This window comes from Kosakonia sp. AG348, from assembly GCF_003337365.1.
In the GTDB taxonomy this organism is placed as follows: domain Bacteria; phylum Pseudomonadota; class Gammaproteobacteria; order Enterobacterales; family Enterobacteriaceae; genus Kosakonia.
Genome location: NZ_QPJR01000004.1, coordinates 449,852 through 469,390 on the forward strand (window position 1 = coordinate 449,852; position 19,539 = coordinate 469,390).

Below are 19,539 nucleotides of genomic sequence, written 5' to 3' on the forward strand. Positions count from 1 at the left end.
ATACGCCTCCGGATGATCCGGGCGAGTCAAAGTAAAGGACATGGTAACTTAAAATAAAACGTGAACGATAGTATCCATTTAAACTTCTTGCATAATCCTTTCAATGTAAGTGCACATTACGGCAATCGTTTTAGTCCGGAATAAGAAATATATTTTTAAGCATGAACAACCCCCTCCAAATTTTAATTATTGTGAGAACTATATAAGTTATTAGCGTGAGGTTAACATTCAGCATCAGCATAGTTTTAAAATATGTTTACGACATATATAAATCACACTTTTAATATGCCATAAAAAATTCTTACTAAATAGCGCCCTATTATCATTTTGGCTAAAATGAACAACCTTCAACTCTGGAAGGTAAACTAATCTATATCCAGCTTTTTTTGCCCTGAGGCAAATATCAATATCTTCGCAATACATAAAAAAATGCTCGTCAAACCCCTCGATATGCTTAAAGACGGAGCATTTCATTCCTAAAAAAGAGCCAGCACACCAATCAACCATTTGATGACAACTGATATCAGAGCGATCAATAATACTTTTATTATAACCAAAAAAATATGAAGTAAAGAAATCGGTTAGTGTTGGAAAATGGCGGACAGAGGGATCCCGTACTGATAACTGCTGATCCTTATATAAATCAGCAGTGAAGAGATCATATTTATGATCTGCAAGTATATTAGAAAGGTTTATAATGGTTTCGGTTTCAATTAATATATCGGGGTTTAGAAATAAAAAATAATCCTCATCTTTAACATGGTATTTCCTAATTATTTCCTCGACTGCAAGATTATTATTCCTTGAAAAACCAGAACGTTCCTTCGAACCCATATAGTCGATATTTTCCGCATTACAAAAGCGTTGTAATTTAAAGCTATTGACGTTATCTTTGATATATAAATGAAATAATGAGTTAGAATCGGGACTTGTACTTTTTATTTTTTTGATTAACGATACAATATACTCGTCGTGGTGGTGGCTTACAATTATTATATGTATCATATCGATTTTCTAATAGCATCAAACATCGCACGAAAATAAATTTTGAGATAACCAATTTCTTTTGTTTTGATCAATAATATTAATTGATGAACTAGTGAAAACATTATTTCTCGCATTGCTAAGAGTTTAGGAACATGAGCCATTTTAAGCATAAGGACACCATTTCTTACTCTATAATAACGTCTCCATACCGAATGTACTGGAACAACAAATGTAAATATTTGAATATGCGCATCACCAATCGCATGCTGCATAATCACATTTGGCGTAACAAAAACCTTGAATCCTAAGTTACTAATTCGTAAACACCACTCGGTATCGACATAATCAATAAATAGTACTTCATCCATCAATGTAGATGCATTAAAGATAGCATTATCTATTAAACTTCCAGAAGCTATAATGCACGTGACCTCAACAGGTTGAGTTGAACTTGTGTTTGGAGTGATTTTCGTACGAAATCCATGATTGGAAAGACGAATCACTGGATATATTTTATTATATCTACTGTCCTGTAAGGTCGGTCCAAGAGCAGCGATTCTACTAATCCGCTTAAGAGATAGAAAGTCCTTAAGCATGAGTTCAACATAATCGTTAGAAATATTACTGTCTTGATCAAAAAGTAAAGTAAAATCACCGCCATGGTTGAGACCATGGCGAATACCAATATTTTGTGCTGCGGCAATACCAACATTCTCAGCAAGAGATATAAGCTCAGTATTATCGTAATCTTTTTCAAGTTTTGATATATCTTTTACATTCTTACTTCCATTATCAACAATAATAATGCGACATTTTTGGCGTTGTAGCTGTGACACAAGGGACGATAAATTAGAAATAAGAGGGTTGAAAGTTACAATAATAGCTATTACCCTCAATTCCCAAATATTAACTTTGTTTGTCATCACTGTGACCATTTGCCATTATTTTCTCGATTTTGCTACTATCCCCCCAAATAGCAGGTGAATCATATGGCCGAGCAGGATAAACATTATACTCAGGTTTAATTTTAAGTTTATGCTGAGCGATAAAATTTTCTACTGCTGTGCGCAAACTCTTCGGCTTACCACTACTGCAGTTAATAACTCCATGAATATCAGTCTGAATTGTTGCGGTAGCAATCTGTTGCGCTAAACAGTCAATATCAATAAAATCATACAACATTTCGCCGCTATTAAGAGGAAAGGTCTCTTTGCCGGCATCTTCGGCAGCAATTATTTTAGCAAAAATGGAGTTACTATTTCTATCATCACCGGTTATGTAAAACATACGCAGCCATTTAAGTGAGACACAGGCTTTTTCCATTTCATAGATGCAGGCTTGGCGAAGAAAATTCTTTGCAATCCCATACGGGTTGATAGGATTGCAGGCAGTATTTTCGGTAATTTCGCCTACATGGTATCCTATCTCATGCATAGTCCCTGCTACAGAAATATTTTTCACCCCGGCTGTAATTAATGCTTTTAAGAAAGAATAGTGGCGCATTACATTAGAAATATGGCTTTGGTCATGATGATTAAAACCCGCATTCCATGCTAAATGTAGAACGGCATCAAATTGACCGAAAACTCTGATGATTTGCTCATCCGTTGCTTCTAAAATATCCATTTCAATAAGTGTAGGAGAAATAGTATTACCATTTTCAGGGAGAACCACGTTATTTGTTCCAGGGTATACTATAGCACTAACGTCATGGTGCATTAATGCTAATGCCCTTACAACATGTTTTCCTATATAGCCACCTGCACCAGTAACAGCAATTTTCATAATCATTTTTTCTTCTTAAATTTGGCAAACTTATAGACCTTTTTGATTACAAGATAAGGTCCGTATAACATTTTTGATCCACGCGGATATTTTTCCCATACAGTTCGTCTAAACGAACTGAACAGAAGCTTGAAACAACCACTTAGCACTGCAAGAAAATCTGGTTTACCTGATTTTGAGTCTGTAAATAGTCTTAGCAAGCTTGAGTACTGCCAATACACATCACCATTAGGTAGTGTGGACATAATCTTCTGATGTTTAAACTCTAGTTTAGTATAATTCTTTTCTGCCTGCGAAGGCGTCATTACACTATAAACGCTAAATCCTTCATTTTTCGATACATAACTAATAATGCGTTCCAGTACATGTGACAAACTCCCATCAACATGAGCTGGTTCCGCATTGAAATCAGTCCACTTCCAGTCATACTCAAACAAAGGACGTAATGCTGCTGGTCTAAACCAAAACATCGTTCCGTAGACTGCAACTGGTGTATCATCATCCAGAGGAACCTTTATGTTTAATTTCTTACAGAGTGCTGCAGTTGGCCCGTAGTTAGCAAACCAGCCATGCCCCATCGTAGGGTAGCCGATATGTACAAGCGGTGGACAAAGCACACCTATATCTTCATGTTGATTCATGAAACCAATAAGATTACTGATATATTCAGATGAACCCAAGAGGTTTTGATAAAGATGTTTCTTAAAGGAATCCGCACGAGCAAACCCATTTTGCGGGGATTTTTTGGAATGTACACGGCAGATATAATCATATTTATCATTCGTACAAACATCTTTGAAAGTGATAAAAAGTGATGACATATCACGACCACGGTTTTCTTCTACAACGCGGACGTTAACATTTTGACCAATATTTTCAGTTTTATCTCGGAGAATAACGGCATCTTTTTCGCTAGAAGTTGAAATATATAAATCATACTTATAAGGAATGTTTTTAATGTAATTGAATATTTCTTCCCACATATCAGAGTAATAAACGTGAGCTATTACTGCAAGTTTGGCTCCGCGGTTCTGTTCATCAGAATATTCAGGAGAAACGTAGTTATCAGGTATGATCCTTAGCTGTTCCAAATTTGTATAAAGAACTCTAGGCTTAACTGTCCTATTAATGTTTTGGTTAATAAGAGCTATATCGTAGTCACTATTTTTTTCTACTTCCTCAATGGCACCACGCAGGTCAACACAGTTGATATCAAGCCAAAAAGGATCGTGAAAAAAAAGACGACGTTTAAGAATCGGACATCGATTCTCTATTGTCTGTTTTACATCAATAAATGTTGGATATGTTGATGGATAATCATCATTATTAATATAAACGGATGAAGTAAAGCCCATCGACTCGAAATGATCGGTAAAACGTGATTCATGTTTGAGTACGGAATCCGTATAACTCGTAATCATTGGCATATCTTGCCAATATTTTTTGAATTCAATTGAACTCAACATTTTACTTCGGATGGCAATAAAATGAGACTGAATGTGGCGGGGCAATATACCAGTCCCTGTGAAAGGGTTTGGAACCACTTCACCATGCTCACTGATACCCCAGAAATCACACTCTCTGCTGCTCATCTCATTAAACAATTCAGCGAAAGGGAAAATAGGCGCGAAAAAAGTATAATTTAGAAGAATAGCTTCATCATAATCGCTGGCTAGTTTATCGTAGCCAATAGACTCGATACCTTCTTTGTAACCCCATACATCGAAACCAACATTTTCTCGACAAAAAACTTTCGCACCAATATTTTCAAGTTTAGCCCTTCCATCAGCGGTTATTTTCGAGTTAGAAATAACTATAATGTCTTTGACAAAATCTTGTAAGGCAGTGAGTTTGAATGGTATATAATCATCCACTTCACCACATTCGTCATAAAAAAGGTAAAAGGCAATCCTGCGCATCAAATATTACCACTCATTTATTCAAATATTGATTAATAATATCATCAGGAAGACCATCGGCAATGATACTTCCATGGTCTACCCAGATAACTCTGTTACAAAGTTCGAGCAAAAGTTCCATTTGGTGTGAAACAAATACCATAATATTAGAATCTTCTATCATCGCCTTCATTCTTGCTTGTGCTTTTAGAATGAACTCAGCATCCCCACCTGCAAATAGCTCATCAAGAATTAGAATGTCAGGCTTAGTAGCAGTAGCAATTGAGAAAGCTAATTTCATATACATGCCAGTTGAATAGTATTTCACGGGCATATCGATGAATTGTTCAAGCTCAGCAAATTTTACTATTTCCGACTCAATTTCTTTCAGTTTCTTTAAGTCATAGCCAAGAATAGTACCATTCAGGTATATGTTTTCTCTACCACTTAATTCGGGATTAAAACCAGCGCCTATCTCAAGCAAAGGGGCTACTTTACCTTTAATATTAATAGCGCCTGTTGTTGGGGTATAAATTTTACATAACACCTTTAATAAAGAACTTTTGCCTGCTCCATTGTGCCCAATAATACCTAATCTATCGCCATGGTTTATTTTTAGGTTTATTTCCTTTAACGCTAAAAAAGTTTCGGCTTTTTTTTGATAAGATGTGGTAAAGAGATTGGCGAATAATTCTTTTACGCTTGAGCTTTTATTATGATGAAGCGTAAATTGTAAAGCAACGTTTTCAAGAACTATTTCAGAATTCATATCTATAACCTAAATATAACTTTTTTTTCATTCCGCCTAAAATAAACAACACCGCAGACAATACTCAACAACGAACATACAGAACATATCAATAATGTATGAATATTGGGAATAAGCCCATAATAAATAGGGGAGCGAAAAAGATCAATATAATACACTAACGGATTTATAGTGAATATCGTGTGAAATTTTTCAGGTATAGCATTAATAGGATAAATAATTGGCGTGGCAAAATACAATGCTTGCAAAACAACTCCAATTAAGTACTGAACATCTCTGTAGTAAACAGTTACAATTGAAAGAATGAACGTTATACCTAGGGTGAATGTGACGAGCAAAAGAAAAGACATAGGCAAGAAAAAAAGTGCAAATGTAATTTTGGCTCCCAATATTAATGCAATTATGAACAGACAGGCAGTACTTAATAATGAATCAACCAAGGTAGAAGTGACAATTGAAATTACGAACAATTGTTTCGGGAGATATATTTTTTTAAACAAAGATTCATTTGCCAGTAATGAACTACCGCCCTGGTTCAGCGAGTTAGAAAAGATAGACCATGGAATCATTGCAGCGAATAAAAATATAGCATACTCATTAACTTGAAACTTCATTACTAATGAGAATACGACAGCAATAATCGCCATGTTCAACAAAGGATTGAGTAAGGTCCAAAAGAAACCGAAGAAGGTCCTTCTATATCTCATCGTAATTTGTTGATTTATTAGTTGCCTCAAAACTTGCTTATATTCAATTATTTCATTAATAAAAGAAATCATAATCATTTACTTTCTTTAATAAGCGCACTAATAGACTGATAAAAACCTTTTGCGAAACAAGATCGTTTATAACCTAGCTTTTCTATTTTATCACAATTTAGAACACTGTATGAAGGTCTCTCGGCTTCAGCTTTATATTCAGCAGAACTAATACGCTCAACTTTAGAATGTGAGATAATTACAGCTTCAGCAATTTTTTGAGCAAAATCATACCAACTCATAACAGTATCACCACTATAATGGTAAATACCAGGTTCTAGCCTATTTTCCTTAATGATATCGATAATTAATTTAGCAATATCAGGAGCATAGGTTGGTGCTCCTATCTGGTCAAATACAACTTTGACATCTTTATTTCTTTGCACAAAATTAAAGATTGTTCTCAAAAAATTTTTGCCATATTCACTATAGACCCATGATGTTCTAATTACTATTGCATCAGAGTGATTTTCAAGAACAGCTAGTTCACCAAGATGTTTTGTACTTCCATAAACATTAAGCGATTTAACCTTATCTTCCTCAGTGTACGGCACCGTGCTTTTTCCATCAAATACGTAATCCGTGGACACATGGATAAGTTTTGCCCCATACTTTTTTGCTGCCTGAGCAACATACTTCGCGCCTAAAAAATTAACCTGCTTAGACACATCGACATTTTTCTCAGCATCATCAACTGACGTAAAAGCAGCTGTATTGATCACGACATCGGGTTTAAAATATGATATCACATCATAGACATTCTGTTCATTTGCAATATCAAGGAGTATTTTATCTGCAGCCAGAACAACCCAGTCTGACGGCATGTAAGTGCTAAGACTTTGTCCTAACTGTCCTTTAGCTCCGGTTAGCAGTACTCTCATTTATACAGATTCGCCAATGTAAGACCTTTTTTATCCTTTTCCGATAGTTTAGGATTTATTATCGGCCATTCGATACCAACATCCCTGTCATTCCACAGTAAACAACCCTCATGCTCTGGATAATAGTAATCAGTACATTTATATTCAAAGTCAGCCGTTTCTGTGAGAACGCAAAAACCATGTGCAAGTCCTGGTGGAATCCAGAGTTGCTTTTTATTTTCCGCAGAAAGCTCAACACCGACCCAACGCCCATAAGTTGTTGAGTCAGGACGAATATCAACTGCAACGTCAAACACAGCTCCGCTTACAACACGCACTAATTTACCCTGAGGGTTAATCTTTTGGAAATGTAAACCGCGAAGAACATCTTTTGTAGAACGCGAATGGTTATCCTGCACAAAATCAAGGTTTATATTAAGCATTTCCTGATAACGTTTCTTTTCGAACGTCTCAAGAAAAAAACCGCGCTCATCTCCAAATACTCTCGGCTCAATAATTTTTACGTCATTAATAACAGTATCAACAACTTTCACAGAATTGCCCCTTGAATTCACATCATTTATTATAAGCATTTAACCTCAGAAACAGCCATATTGTCGATGACTTTTTCTATGAATGGCATTTAGCTTAAGCTGTTTCTATTTTCTAATAATATGAACTATAACTAAGCATAATTTATTTAATGAAAACACTATACAAGAAAATATTGCCGTCTGTTGCTTATAATTATTTCTTTTTATATACAAAGAGGGTAAATATAATTTACTCATTAATAAGCATTTTCAGATAACGGCCATATTCGGTTTTAGCAAGTTTGCGGGCTTGCTCTTCAACTTTTTCCTTATTCAGCCATCCATTGCGGTAGGCGATCTCTTCAAGACAAGCAACCTTCATACCCTGACGTTTTTCTATAGTATGAATAAACTGAGATGCTTCTACCAAACTATCGTGGGTTCCAGTATCAAGCCATGCGAAACCGCGCCCCAGCAACTCTACCTGCAAGTTACCCTGTTCTAAATACATCTGGTTCAGAGTCGTGATTTCAAGCTCACCCCGTTGTGACGGTTTCACCTGTTTTGCCATCTCTACTACGTGTTTGTCATAGAAATAGAGGCCCGTCACTGCCCAGTTTGATTTTGGTCTTAAGGGTTTCTCTTCGATTGAAAGTGCCTTAAAGTTTGCGTCAAATTCAACAACGCCAAAACGTTCAGGATCCTGCACCTGATAGCCAAATACCATGGCACCGCTGGTCATTTGTGATGCAACTTCAAGCTTCTTACCGAAACTTTGCCCAAAGTAAATGTTATCACCAAGAACCAGTGCGCACGGTTCATGATTAATGAATTCTTCGCCAATAATAAACGCCTGGGCCAGACCATCCGGAGAAGGTTGCACTGCGTAAGAAAGATTTATACCAAATTGCGAACCGTCACCAAGCAAACGCTTGAACGCGGGCATATCTTCCGGGGTCGTTATAATTAAAATATCCCGAATATTGGCCAGCATAAGGACAGAAATAGGATAAAAAATCATAGGCTTATCATAAACGGGCAACAGCTGTTTAGACACGCCTTGCGTAATGGGATATAAACGCGTACCGGAACCACCAGCGAGAACAATACCTTTCATCATTGATTCCTTTATTATTCCGTTAATCCCAGACGTTCACCAGCATATGAACCATCCATAACACGTTTCCACCAACTTTCATTAGCCAAGTACCACTCGACAGTTTTGCGGATCCCTGATTCAAACGTTTCCTGTGGCACCCAACCCAGTTCTTTCTTAATTTTACTAGCATCAATGGCATAACGCAGATCATGTCCAGGACGATCAGTAACATAAGTAATCAGATCGGAAAAGTGTCTTATTCCGGCAGGCTTGTCCGTGATAATGTCATCCAGAATGCTACAAATTGTTCTCACGACATCAATATTTTTGCGTTCGTTGTGGCCGCCGATGTTATAAGTTTCTCCCGCAGCTCCTTCCGTCACCACTTTGTACAATGCGCGAGCATGGTCCTCTACATATAACCAGTCACGGATCTGCTCGCCATTCCCGTAAACTGGAAGAGGTTTACCGCTCAGAGCATTCAGGATAATAAGTGGAATCAATTTTTCCGGGAAATGATACGGACCGTAATTATTTGAACAATTCGTTACCAATGTTGGTAAACCGTAAGTTCGGCGCCATGCTCGGACTAAATGATCGCTTGATGCTTTAGATGAAGAATAGGGACTGCTGGGTGCATAGGAAGTTGTTTCGATGAATAGCGGCAAATCAGTTCCCGATTGAACTTCATTAGGATGGGGCAAATCACCATACACTTCATCCGTCGAGATATGATGGAAACGAAATGAAGCTTTTTTGGGATCAGTTAGTTCTAACCAATACTTACGCGCAGCTTCTAAAAGAACATAGGTACCGACGATATTAGTTTCAATGAAAGCTGCGGGACCAGTAATTGAGCGATCAACATGGCTTTCAGCAGCAAGATGCATCACAGCATCAGGTCGGTGTTCCGCAAAAATGCGCTCCATCTCGATAGCATCGCAGATGTCTGCCCGCTCAAAAGCATAACGGGGGTCATTGTCAACTTCTAACAGTGACTCGAGGTTGCCTGCGTAGGTTAATTTATCTACGTTAACCACATAATCCTGTGTGTTATTAATAATATGACGAACTACCGCAGATCCAATAAAACCTGCACCACCAGTAACGAGTATTTTCACGAGACTATTCCGTATTGCTTCGTAATGTTAAATTTCAAACTAAATTTTTGGGGACACACTGCAATCTGTAAACCTCAGAGCACGCTACCGCCCCAGGCTCGCCAGCTACCAGTACACTGAAAACAATTAGATTGTTAGTTGGCCTTCAAAAAGGCAGAGCCTAAATTTAGTGGGTAGGCACAAAATGCTAATCTGATATTCTCCCCTTAAATAATCCTGAAAACAAGGGAAAATCGCCATCTCAATTAAGAAGTATCTGAACGGATATTCGCAAATAATCGATTGATAAAATTATAAAAAAAGGCAGAAAAAGTGATTACTTAAGCTCAAACCAGCTTCGTCTCACTCTCTGCCACCCGTTGCTTTTGATTAAAATTCTCGCTTATTGTGCAAGCAATTTCTTAATACTTTCGCGGAATTTCTGACCTTCTTTCAGGTTACGCAGACCGTAGTTTACAAAGGCCTGCATGTACCCCATTTTCTTACCGCAGTCATAGCTGTCGCCGGTCATCAACATCGCATCAACAGACTGTTTTTCCGCAAGCTGAGCAATCGCATCGGTCAGTTGGATACGCCCCCACGCGCCTGGCTCGGTTTTTTCGAGTTCTGGCCAGATATCAGCGGAAAGGACATAGCGCCCCACTGCCATCAGGTCGGAATCCAGTGTCTGCGGCTGATCCGGTTTTTCAATAAACTGCACAATGCGGCTGACTTTGCCTTCTGTATCAAGCGGCTCTTTAGTCTGGATCACGGAGTATTCAGAGAGATCGCCTTTCATACGTTTTGCCAGCACCTGGCTACGACCAGTCTCAGCAAAGCGTGCCACCATCGCCGCAAGGTTGTAACGCAGCGGATCGGCAGTCGCCGTATCCAGCACGATATCCGGCAGCACCACGACAAACGGGTTGTCGCCAACGATCGGGCGCGCACAGAGGATAGAGTGGCCTAACCCCAGCGGCTGCGCCTGACGCACGTTCATAATTGTCACGCCTGGCGGACAAATAGACTGCACTTCCGCCAGCAGCTGACGTTTAACTCGCTGTTCAAGCAGCGCTTCAAGTTCGTAGGAGGTGTCGAAGTGGTTTTCCACCGCGTTTTTTGACGAGTGAGTCACCAGAACGATTTCTTTGATCCCTGCAGCAACAACTTCGTCGACGATGTACTGAATCATCGGCTTGTCGACGATCGGTAGCATCTCTTTTGGAATCGCTTTCGTGGCCGGGAGCATATGCATCCCCAGACCGGCTACCGGAATAACTGCTTTCAAATTAACCATTATTTCTTCCACCTATAATAATTGGATGAATTATAAACCTTTAACCTGTTTTCGCCAGTGCGTTTGCAGCGAGGAAAGTGAAAGATGTTACGCCTAATGTCCCTGCAAGGCAGTAGATGTAATCCTAACCCCGGTGTTAAAGCACCAGGATTTATCGTAAAAGGCCATTTCCCGCGCTTAGAGCCGCTTCGCCGGCAAACGGAAGTTCAAATTATCGACATTCACCACATGCTGATCGACTCTGTCGATATCGACTGAACTTTGCCCGTTTTCATTGACTGCGTGAATATTCGCCAATGACAGCAAGGTGTCCTGTTTCGCCATAAAACGCCCGCGCACATCTTTGCGTAAATCGAAGTTCAGCTTCAGTGCCGGGCCGTTGGCCGCCTGTTGCGTCACGTTGATATTACGCAGGAAAAGATGTTGCGGTTTATTGTGCAACTCCAGCGTCGCGCTCTGCATTTTCACGTTAGTGATCGCCACAAACGACGTGGCATTACCGGACGAGATCTGGATACCGCGCAGCTTATATTTGCTGCTGCTATTGTCCTGCTGGATATCGTTGAGTTTGAAATTCTGCGGGATCGACAAATAATCGCCTTTGATAACACCATAGCCAATCAACATACCGGCGCTATTGACCATTGAAACATTATCAATGACGAAATTATCACAGCCGTAAATCGCCACCGTCGCATTATCAATCCCGGCTTTCTTACTGAAATCCGGGGTGATGTTTTTCGCTTTCACATTGCGAATAATAAAGTGTTTACCGTTTTCCACATGCACTAACTGACGGCAGTTGCTACCGGTAATATTCGCCACGACAAAGTTTTTAACCGCTTGATCCTCGGGGTAGTTATTGTCATAGGTGCTGCCCGCCAGGCCAATACCAATGCCCCAGTTAATCTTGCCGTTGGTGCAGTTAATATTATCAATCACATGGTCGGAGATCAGAATGTTGCGGTCATTGATGGCCACATTCCATTCGATAGCATCACCTTGTAAGTCGCTGAAATGACCATTGGTTATCCGCACACCGTCCAGTTGATTGTGGAAACCCTGGCGTAAAATGCCATAGTTCGCTTTGCTCACCGTGATGTTATCGATGACCAAATTGCGCATCGTGCGCGCCTCTTTCCCGCCAATGTAAATCTGCATCACCGGGCCAAAGCCACTCATGTTCACGCCCTTGATCACGCAGTCTGAACCGCGCACATCCAGCGTGATGTTATAGAAATTACCGCCCTTCTCCCCCACCACACGGCTACCGTCCTGTAACACAAAGCGTCCGCGCCCGTTACCTTTCAGTGCGCCGCGCACCAGCAGCGTTTTACCGGCAGGAATGAAAATACCGGTGTTGATATTGTCGCAGACCACACCTGCGGGAACTTCCACCGTTTGCCCGTCAGCAAAAGCTTGTTTAAACGCCGCGGGCCAGTCATTGCGGTTGTAATCACTGATGCTGACCGTGTCGTTACGCCCCAACGCGCGGGCAGCGGGAATATGTAGCAAAGGAAGTGCCGCCAGCGCGGAACCGGCGGCCAGGAAAGTGCGTCGCGATAGCGCAGTTGCTGTTTTCTTCACGGTCATAAAACCTCTGTTAAAGCGTCTGCAACAGACTGGCAAGTTGCTGGTTGATGATCTTCTGGTTGAAGTCGTTCTCGACTTTTTCACGCGCCCGCGTCACCACCGGTGTTAAATCCCGGCTCTCCATATCACGGAAAGCAGCCAGACGCTGCGCCAGCGCCTCGGCATCATTTTCCGGTACCAGCCAGCCGGACTGTCCGGCCTCGATCAACTCCGGAATGCCACTATGAACGGTTGAAACCACCGGGATCCCCACCGCCATCGCCTCCATCAGCGCAACCGGGATCCCTTCCATATCCCCATCCGCGCCGGTAACTGACGGCAGCAAAAAGATGTCGGCTTCATCAAGCAGCGCTTTCACTTCATGGCTGGGTTTAAAGCCCGGCATTTCAATCACATCTTCCAGCTGGAATTGTTCGATAAGTGTGCGTAAGCGGCGTTCCCATGGGCCAATACCGAGGATGCGATATTTGAAATCCACGCCGCGTTCTTTCAACAGACGGCACGCTTCAATCGCAACGTGCAGCCCTTTTTTCTCGGTCAGGCGCGCCACAGAGATAATGTGCAGCGGACTACCGGGGTTTTTCACTGAGCGCAGACTAAAGCGGGCCATATCGACCCCCATGCGTGACACAGCAATTTTGGTCTCCGGGCAGCCCATGTTTTTCAGTCTGCCGGCCCATAACTCGCTGATCGGCAACATCAGATCGCCGCGCTGGAAAAGCTGCTGATACTCCGGCGTATAGTGGTTCAGCACGTCGCGATGCGAGATATCGATGCCGTGGAATACGGTGGCGATTTTGCCTTTAAGAACGCCAAGTTCCCGCAGTTTGGCGGCAGTAACGCCTGCCGGGCCAAAGTGGGCGATAAAGACATCGGCGCTGAATGTGCGCGGCGCGAGGCCGCAAATGGCTGGCAGGATCAGGTTGCGGGCTTCGTCACCATAGCGCGACATATTCAACGCTTTCCAGGTGGAGGATTTCCAGATACCCCGCGCTATCGCCTGCCCGCGATAGCTCAGTTTTGCCATCTTCCCTTCCGGCTCGGCCAGCAGCCAGTGCGTTTTTTCCGCCAGCCGGTACTCGGTATACGCCGCGTGTGTATTGTTCATATCGCCCTTATGCAGGGCGACAATCTCAACCTCAAAACCCATATTGATAAAGGCAACGATCTGGTTGAGCACAAAAGTTTCGGAAGATAAGGGGAACTTCAGCAAAAAGAAGCTGACTTTCATTTCACCCCCTGTACGCGATCGAGCACCGATTTGACCATTTTCATGCCATGCTCGCGCTCCGCCGCCACCGCCGTTGCCAGACGCTGGTTAATCGCAGGCAGTTGCCCCAGCGTGTCGGCCGCCATCGCCGCCAGCGAACCATCCAGCAGATGGCGAATGTCGACCGCCATTTCCGGCATCCCGAGTTGCTGCATGATGCCTGCCGACTTGTGTTCATAGTTGATAGCAATCGCCGGTGTTCCAAAGTTCATCGAGATAATCGCGGAGTGCAGACGCGTACCCACCGTTAAATCACACGCGCCAAGGATCTTGCCCATCTCCAGATCGTTCAGCTCATCCATCACCACGTGGTAGCGCGACGGGTCGCTGACATACTGGCGCAGATTGAGCGCCACCATGCGGTCATCTTTGTTGTAGCTGTCGATACCGGTGCAGGTGGAGAGCGCAATAACCTGATAACCCGCATCAATGATCCGATTTACCACCTCGGCAAAAGCCTGTTCATAGGCCTGCTGGGTAGTGTTGAGTCGTTTATCAAACGGCGCCAGTTCACGCAGCGTAATCGCCACGGTTTTCTCTTTCGCCGCCAGATCCAGCCAGTGCTGCACCGCATAGCTGGCCACAAAATCATGCTGATGGTGATCCACCAGCCAGGCGGTATCGACGCCCTGCTCGACTTTATCCGTGGTGATATTGCTCTGCTTCATCAGGTTCAGGCTGACTGTTTCACGCAGGATCAGCGCATCACAATGGCCAAAAACATAATTCGCCAGCTGGTTAAACGCCTCGTTCTGGAACGGTCCCACGCTGTGACCAATCATGTAGATCGGTTTTTTCGCCATAAACGTACACAGCGCGTGTTCAAACTGCGGCACACCATACAGATCGACAAAGAAAGAGCCGCCGACCTGAATAATCGCGTCATAGTCCGCCAGACGGCGGACAAAATCGGTAAACCCTTGTGCAATAGCGATATTGCGCAACTTCCCGGTATCCGTCACCCTGGAGAGCAGCACCTGGTGCTGGTAACGGCGGCGCAGCACCTTCTTCACGCGCCCCATCAATCCGGCGGCGTTGTTCTGCTCTTTCATCTGGCTATAGAGCGGGTCGCCCATTACCGGGCGGTTGAGTAACCAGGATGAGCTCACCGGATAGCGGCTCATCACATCCACCTCTGCATCCGGCTCAATCAGGGCAATCGCATCCAGCAATCCACGTAAAATAGCGCTGTCACCACGGTTGCCGCATGTGTGATTGCCAAGGATCAATAATTTCATAACGACCTCATAAAGGGGTTCAATCAGGTTTCTTATCCTGCGCGAAGCAGCGTTTTAAGTTTCTCGTTGCGGCAAAACTGGCGTTTCATCTCCACCACCAGCGCATTACGCGACACAATCAGCATCCCGGCGAATGCCACCACGCCCGCCGCGACCTGAATCGCCAGCATCGCCGCCAGCGGCAGATGTCCGCTCAGCGCCAGACCCAGGCCATAGCTCACCACCAGCGTCGGCAGCGACAGGTAAAAGGGCAGCCACAGGCTCAGGATGTACTGACGGTAGCTGGAACCGAGCACCGGTTTGATCATCACGAAGTAGCTCAGAACGGTGTTGATGATTTGCACCAGCAGAAAGCCGAGCGTCACGCCGAGCGCCCCCGCCAGATGTCCACCGACAATGATGGCGGGGATAAAGAGAAACGTTTTAAAGACGTTAAATTTAAAGCTGATATCCACCCGCGCTTTCGCCATCAGCAGCGAGCCGATCGGGTTACCCACCGCGCGCAACAGCCCGACGATACAGAGCAATTGCAGGATGGGAATAATGCTGTTCCATTTGTCGCCAAACACCAGCGGCACAAAGTTGTTCGACACCACCATCAGCCCCAGCAGGATCGGGAAGTTAATGATCCCGACCACCGACAGCAGCTTGTAGAAGTTCACGCGCAGCTTCTCGGTGTCGTCCTGAATTTTGGCAAACGCCGGGAACAGCACGCGGGTGATGATAGGGTTGAGCTTCATCGGCGGCACTACCGCCACGTTGTACGCCAGGTTGTAGCCCCCGGCGACACTGGCACCGAGAATACGCGCCAGCACCAGCGTGGAGAGGTTGGTGTTCACATAGTTGATGATGCTGTCTGCCGTCAGCCAGGCGCCAAAACGCAGGTTGGAGCTGACCGACGCCAGCGAGAAATGCAGCCCGGGGCGGTAAATTTTGCGCCCGAAATAGCCAAACAGCAGCGTGCGCACGGCGCTGTTGACCAGATAACCGAGGATCGCGGTCATCGCCAGCGGCCAGAAGAACGCGCTGATAACCGTAAAGCTGAAGCCCGCCAGCACCGACAGCGTTTCAATGGCGCCTATCTTGTTAAACTCCAGCTCTTTTTGCATCAAGGCGCGAAATTGCTGGCCGTGTGGGATCACCACGAAGGCCAGTGACAGCGTTTTAATCAGCGGTGCCAGATCCGGGTTATTCAGCACATCGGCGATCACCCCGCTCAGCGAGAAAACCGCGATGCAGACCACGATGCCCAGCCCAACATTGAGCCAGTACAACGTGGTCAGTTCGAGATGGCTTATCTCTTTACGCTGAATAATCGAGTTTGCGATGCCGAAATCCGACAGCGTATCCGCCAGCGCGATAATCACCAGCGAGACGGTCAGCAAACCGAACTGGTGGTTATCGATAATGCGCGCCAGCACGGTCATCTGCACCAGCCCCAGACCAATAATGGTCAGGGTCGCCATGGCGGACCACTTCGCGCCGCTGATGGTTTTTTCTCTCAGGCTCATGACCTTTCCTTAATACGCCGCTTTGTTAACAAAGCCTTTAAAGATGGTCAGAAAAACGATTTTGATATCGAACCACAGGCTCCATTCACGGATGTACTCGAGATCGAACTCAATACGTTTTTCCATTTTCTCCAGCGTGTCGGTTTCACCGCGCCAGCCGTTAATTTGCGCCCAGCCGGTAATACCGGGTTTCACTTTATGGCGCAGCATGTAGCCTTCAATCAGTGAGCGGTACTGCTCGTTATGCGCCACCGCGTGCGGGCGCGGGCCAACAATCGACATCCCGCCGGTCAGCACATTGATAAACTGCGGCAGTTCATCGAGCGACGTGCGGCGCAGGAAGCTGCCGACTTTCGTCACGCGCGGATCGTTCTGCGTTGCCTGGGTCACCACTTTGTCGTTTTCCATCACCTTCATGGAGCGGAATTTCCACACCTTGATTGGCTTACCGTCCATGCCATAGCGCGTCTGGCGGAAGATAACCGGCCCCGGCGAGCTGAGTTTCACCGCCACCGAAATCGCCAGCAGCACCGGGGAGATGAGCAGCAAAATCAGCGAGGAGAGGACAATATCTTCCAGACGTTTCAGGATGCGGTTAACACCAGAAAGCGGCGTGTCGTACAGCGGCACCACCGGCACGCCGTTCACCTCTTCCACACGCGAGTGCAGGATATTAAAGGTGAAAACGTCAGGGATAAGGATCACCGAACAGGTGGTATCGGCGAGCTGGCGCACCAGCTTTTTAATGCAGGCCGCATCGTTCATCGACATGGCGATGTAGACGTTGTGAATTTTCCCGCTTTTCGCATCCTCCACCAGTTGGTCGAGATTTCCCGCCCAGCCGGTTGTAATGCCACCCGGTTGTGGATCGTGGTAAACCCCGACCACATCAAACCCGAGCCAGGGCTCATTGCGAAAACCTTCCAGCAGTTCCTGGCCCATCGGCATATCACCGGCCACCGCCACGCGCCGCGTGTTGTAGCCAAGGTTACGCAACCAGCCTGCGCCAAAGCGGATCACCGCCCGGCTCATCATCAGCCCCATTGAGGTCAACAAATACCAGGCGAGATAAATGTTGAAGGTATTGTCAAAATCATTGTTGAACGCCAGCAAACCGGCGCTGAAAATCAGGCTCAGCGTCCAGTTCTGCAACAGCAGCGTCAGTTCAGTCATGATTTTTACGCCCCGCCAGGAGCGGTAAAAATCGGTCATTCCGCCGATCATCTGGAAAACAACCAGCGTAATCAGAGCCATCAGCAGATGCATGTAGAAGAACGGCAGCGCATTGACCTTACACACCAACCACAGGCCACCGAACATAATGGTGATGTCGGAGAAGCGCTGCACGATAGAGATTAACGATGCATTCGTTTTGGCCCGGTCGCGTTTTTTGAGATGAGTCATTGTTGTACCTGCCTGTAATGTTCACCCTCCCCGGCATCGGGGAGAGGAACGCCTTATCGTTATTGATTTAACAGTGCCAGAATTTCCTGCGTTCGCGCTTTCATCAGTTCCTCGTCGTGCCGCGATTCAACGTTCAGACGTACAACGGGTTCTGTGTTGGAAGAGCGCAAGTTAAAACGCCAGTCGGCAAATGCGATGCTGATGCCGTCCGTACGGTCGATCTCCAGCGCACCCGACGTGAAGTGTTGTTCAACGCGGTTGATCGCCGTCACCGGATCCGCCAGCTTGCTGTTGATCTCGCCGCTCGCCGGGAACGCCACCATGCGGTCTCGCACCAGTTGCGCCAGCGTCTTGCCTTTCAGGCACAGCAGCTCGGTGACCAGCAGCCACGGGATCATGCCGCTGTCGCAGTAGGCAAAGTCACGAAAGTAGTGGTGCGCGCTCATTTCGCCACCGTAAATGGCGTCTTCTTCGCGCATCCGCTCTTTGATAAAGGCATGGCCGGTCTTCGACATCACCGGCGTACCACCCGCGCGGCCAACCACATCTACCGTGTTCCACGACAAGCGCGGGTCATGAATAATTTTCGCGCCAGGATGTTTTTCGAGGAACGCTTCGGCCAGCAGGCCAACAATGTAGTAGCCCTCGATAAACTGCCCTTCCCCGTCGAACAGGAAGCAACGGTCAAAATCGCCATCGAAAGCAATGCCCATATCGGCGTTATGCTCAATCACCGCATTGCGGGTATCGTCGCGGCACTCCGGCAGCAGCGGGTTAGGAATACCGTGCGGGAAGGTGCCGTCCGGTTCGTTATGCACTTTGACGAAAGTCACCGGCACATTCAGTGCCTTAAAGCGGGCTTCAATGGCGTCCACCACCGGACCTGCCGCGCCGTTACCGGAGTTAATTACCAGTTTCAGCGGCTTGAGGTTGTTGGTGTCGATATAGCCCATCAGGTGATCGATATAGGCGTCGCGCAGATTAATTTGCTCGTAGCTGCCGCGTCTTGCCGGGTTCACCGGCGGGAAGTCATTGGCTTCCGCCAGGCGCTGGACATCGCGCAGGCCGGTATCGCCGCTGATCGGACGCGCGCCCTTACGCACCAGTTTCATGCCGTTATAATCCATCGGGTTGTGGCTGGCGGTCACTTCGATACCGCCGTCAACGCCCAGATGGAAAGTGGCAAAATAGATCTCTTCGGTGCCGGAAAGACCAATATCCAGCACATTCACACCGGCGTCCTGCAACCCTTTTGCCAGCGCCAGTTTCAGCGCTTCGCTGGTCTGGCGCACATCGCCGCCCAGCACGATGGTCTGCGGCTTCAGGTATTCCCCATAGGCGCGGCCAATACGCCATGCAATATCTTCATTCAGTTCTTCGCCCAGCTTGCCGCGAATATCGTAAGCTTTAAAACAGGTTAATTTTTCCATCATTACC

17 protein-coding genes are annotated in these 19,539 nt (G+C 45.3%); all 17 read right to left on the minus strand.

All coding sequences use genetic code 11. The annotated features are described in order from the left end of the window. Positions 1-234 precede the first annotated feature (234 nt). Positions 235-1,005, minus strand: coding sequence for a glycosyltransferase family 2 protein (locus tag DFO56_RS12470; RefSeq protein ID WP_045510670.1), 771 nt, complete (start codon positions 1,003-1,005; stop codon positions 235-237). Beyond that, entirely contained in the window at positions 1,002-1,910 is a 909-nt protein-coding gene (locus DFO56_RS12475; RefSeq protein ID WP_052679810.1) for a glycosyltransferase family 2 protein, read from the minus strand. Before DFO56_RS12475 ends, DFO56_RS12470 begins: the two co-directional genes overlap by 4 nt. Next, positions 1,894-2,778 carry an NAD(P)-dependent oxidoreductase gene (locus DFO56_RS12480; protein ID WP_199496499.1) on the minus strand — a complete coding sequence of 295 codons (885 nt, stop codon included), beginning with the start codon at positions 2,776-2,778 and terminating at the stop codon, positions 1,894-1,896. The genes DFO56_RS12475 and DFO56_RS12480 overlap by 17 nt, the downstream gene beginning before the upstream one ends. Then, on the minus strand, positions 2,775-4,691 hold the full coding sequence (locus DFO56_RS12485; RefSeq protein WP_052679811.1) for a rhamnan synthesis F family protein: 1,917 nt from the start codon (positions 4,689-4,691) through the stop codon (positions 2,775-2,777). The genes DFO56_RS12480 and DFO56_RS12485 overlap by 4 nt, the downstream gene beginning before the upstream one ends. Positions 4,692-4,704: 13 nt before the next feature. Further along, positions 4,705-5,439, minus strand: coding sequence for an ABC transporter ATP-binding protein (locus DFO56_RS12490; RefSeq protein ID WP_045510672.1), 735 nt, complete (start codon positions 5,437-5,439; stop codon positions 4,705-4,707). 2 nt (positions 5,440-5,441) lie between these two features. Then, positions 5,442-6,224, minus strand: a complete 783-nt coding sequence (locus DFO56_RS12495; RefSeq protein WP_045510674.1) for an ABC transporter permease — start codon at positions 6,222-6,224, stop codon at positions 5,442-5,444. Next, the gene (rfbD, locus tag DFO56_RS12500) at positions 6,221-7,078 is read right to left on the minus strand and encodes a dTDP-4-dehydrorhamnose reductase (protein ID WP_045510676.1); all 858 of its coding nucleotides are present in this window, start codon (positions 7,076-7,078) and stop codon (positions 6,221-6,223) included. Before rfbD ends, DFO56_RS12495 begins: the two co-directional genes overlap by 4 nt. Further along, on the minus strand, positions 7,075-7,611 hold the full coding sequence (rfbC, locus tag DFO56_RS12505) for a dTDP-4-dehydrorhamnose 3,5-epimerase (RefSeq protein ID WP_045510677.1): 537 nt from the start codon (positions 7,609-7,611) through the stop codon (positions 7,075-7,077). Before rfbC ends, rfbD begins: the two co-directional genes overlap by 4 nt. 229 nt (positions 7,612-7,840) lie before the next feature. Further along, the gene (gene rfbA, locus DFO56_RS12510) at positions 7,841-8,707 is read right to left on the minus strand and encodes a glucose-1-phosphate thymidylyltransferase RfbA (RefSeq protein WP_045510679.1); all 867 of its coding nucleotides are present in this window, start codon (positions 8,705-8,707) and stop codon (positions 7,841-7,843) included. Positions 8,708-8,721: 14 nt separating this feature from the next. Beyond that, entirely contained in the window at positions 8,722-9,810 is a 1,089-nt protein-coding gene (rfbB, locus tag DFO56_RS12515; RefSeq protein WP_045510681.1) for a dTDP-glucose 4,6-dehydratase, read from the minus strand. Between the two features lie 382 nt (positions 9,811-10,192). Beyond that, the gene (gene galF / locus DFO56_RS12520; RefSeq protein WP_020454297.1) at positions 10,193-11,086 is read right to left on the minus strand and encodes a GalU regulator GalF; all 894 of its coding nucleotides are present in this window, start codon (positions 11,084-11,086) and stop codon (positions 10,193-10,195) included. Between the two features lie 177 nt (positions 11,087-11,263). Continuing rightward, positions 11,264-12,679, minus strand: a complete 1,416-nt coding sequence (gene wcaM, locus DFO56_RS12525) for a colanic acid biosynthesis protein WcaM (protein ID WP_045510684.1) — start codon at positions 12,677-12,679, stop codon at positions 11,264-11,266. Positions 12,680-12,689: 10 nt separating this feature from the next. Continuing rightward, on the minus strand, positions 12,690-13,910 hold the full coding sequence (gene wcaL, locus DFO56_RS12530) for a colanic acid biosynthesis glycosyltransferase WcaL (protein WP_045510686.1): 1,221 nt from the start codon (positions 13,908-13,910) through the stop codon (positions 12,690-12,692). Next, on the minus strand, positions 13,907-15,187 hold the full coding sequence (wcaK, locus tag DFO56_RS12535; protein WP_020454300.1) for a colanic acid biosynthesis pyruvyl transferase WcaK: 1,281 nt from the start codon (positions 15,185-15,187) through the stop codon (positions 13,907-13,909). The genes wcaL and wcaK overlap by 4 nt, the downstream gene beginning before the upstream one ends. Before the next feature lie 32 nt (positions 15,188-15,219). Beyond that, a complete protein-coding gene (gene wzxC / locus DFO56_RS12540) occupies positions 15,220-16,698 on the minus strand; it encodes a colanic acid undecaprenyl disphosphate flippase WzxC (protein ID WP_020454301.1) in 1,479 nt (492 codons plus the stop codon). A gap of 9 nt (positions 16,699-16,707) precedes the next feature. Next, entirely contained in the window at positions 16,708-18,102 is a 1,395-nt protein-coding gene (wcaJ, locus tag DFO56_RS12545; protein ID WP_020454302.1) for an undecaprenyl-phosphate glucose phosphotransferase, read from the minus strand. Positions 18,103-18,161: 59 nt separating this feature from the next. Beyond that, positions 18,162-19,532, minus strand: a complete 1,371-nt coding sequence (gene cpsG, locus DFO56_RS12550; RefSeq protein ID WP_045510829.1) for a colanic acid biosynthesis phosphomannomutase CpsG — start codon at positions 19,530-19,532, stop codon at positions 18,162-18,164. Between the last annotated feature and the right edge of the window lie 7 nt (positions 19,533-19,539).

Coding starts and splice junctions, on each gene's coding strand:
- rfbA (WP_045510679.1), bottom strand. CDS start 8,707: ATGAAAGGTATTGTTCTCGCTGGTGGTTCCGGTACGCGTTTATATCCC.
- wzxC (WP_020454301.1), bottom strand. CDS start 16,698: ATGAGCCTGAGAGAAAAAACCATCAGCGGCGCGAAGTGGTCCGCCATG.
- cpsG (WP_045510829.1), bottom strand. CDS start 19,532: ATGGAAAAATTAACCTGTTTTAAAGCTTACGATATTCGCGGCAAGCTG.
- wcaJ (WP_020454302.1), bottom strand. CDS start 18,102: ATGACTCATCTCAAAAAACGCGACCGGGCCAAAACGAATGCATCGTTA.
- rfbD (WP_045510676.1), bottom strand. CDS start 7,078: ATGAGAGTACTGCTAACCGGAGCTAAAGGACAGTTAGGACAAAGTCTT.
- wcaL (WP_045510686.1), bottom strand. CDS start 13,910: ATGAAAGTCAGCTTCTTTTTGCTGAAGTTCCCCTTATCTTCCGAAACT.
- DFO56_RS12475 (WP_052679810.1), bottom strand. CDS start 1,910: ATGACAAACAAAGTTAATATTTGGGAATTGAGGGTAATAGCTATTATT.
- galF (WP_020454297.1), bottom strand. CDS start 11,086: ATGGTTAATTTGAAAGCAGTTATTCCGGTAGCCGGTCTGGGGATGCAT.
- DFO56_RS12470 (WP_045510670.1), bottom strand. CDS start 1,005: ATGATACATATAATAATTGTAAGCCACCACCACGACGAGTATATTGTA.
- DFO56_RS12490 (WP_045510672.1), bottom strand. CDS start 5,439: ATGAATTCTGAAATAGTTCTTGAAAACGTTGCTTTACAATTTACGCTT.
- DFO56_RS12485 (WP_052679811.1), bottom strand. CDS start 4,691: ATGCGCAGGATTGCCTTTTACCTTTTTTATGACGAATGTGGTGAAGTG.
- wcaM (WP_045510684.1), bottom strand. CDS start 12,679: ATGACCGTGAAGAAAACAGCAACTGCGCTATCGCGACGCACTTTCCTG.
- DFO56_RS12480 (WP_199496499.1), bottom strand. CDS start 2,778: ATGATTATGAAAATTGCTGTTACTGGTGCAGGTGGCTATATAGGAAAA.
- DFO56_RS12495 (WP_045510674.1), bottom strand. CDS start 6,224: ATGATTATGATTTCTTTTATTAATGAAATAATTGAATATAAGCAAGTT.
- wcaK (WP_020454300.1), bottom strand. CDS start 15,187: ATGAAATTATTGATCCTTGGCAATCACACATGCGGCAACCGTGGTGAC.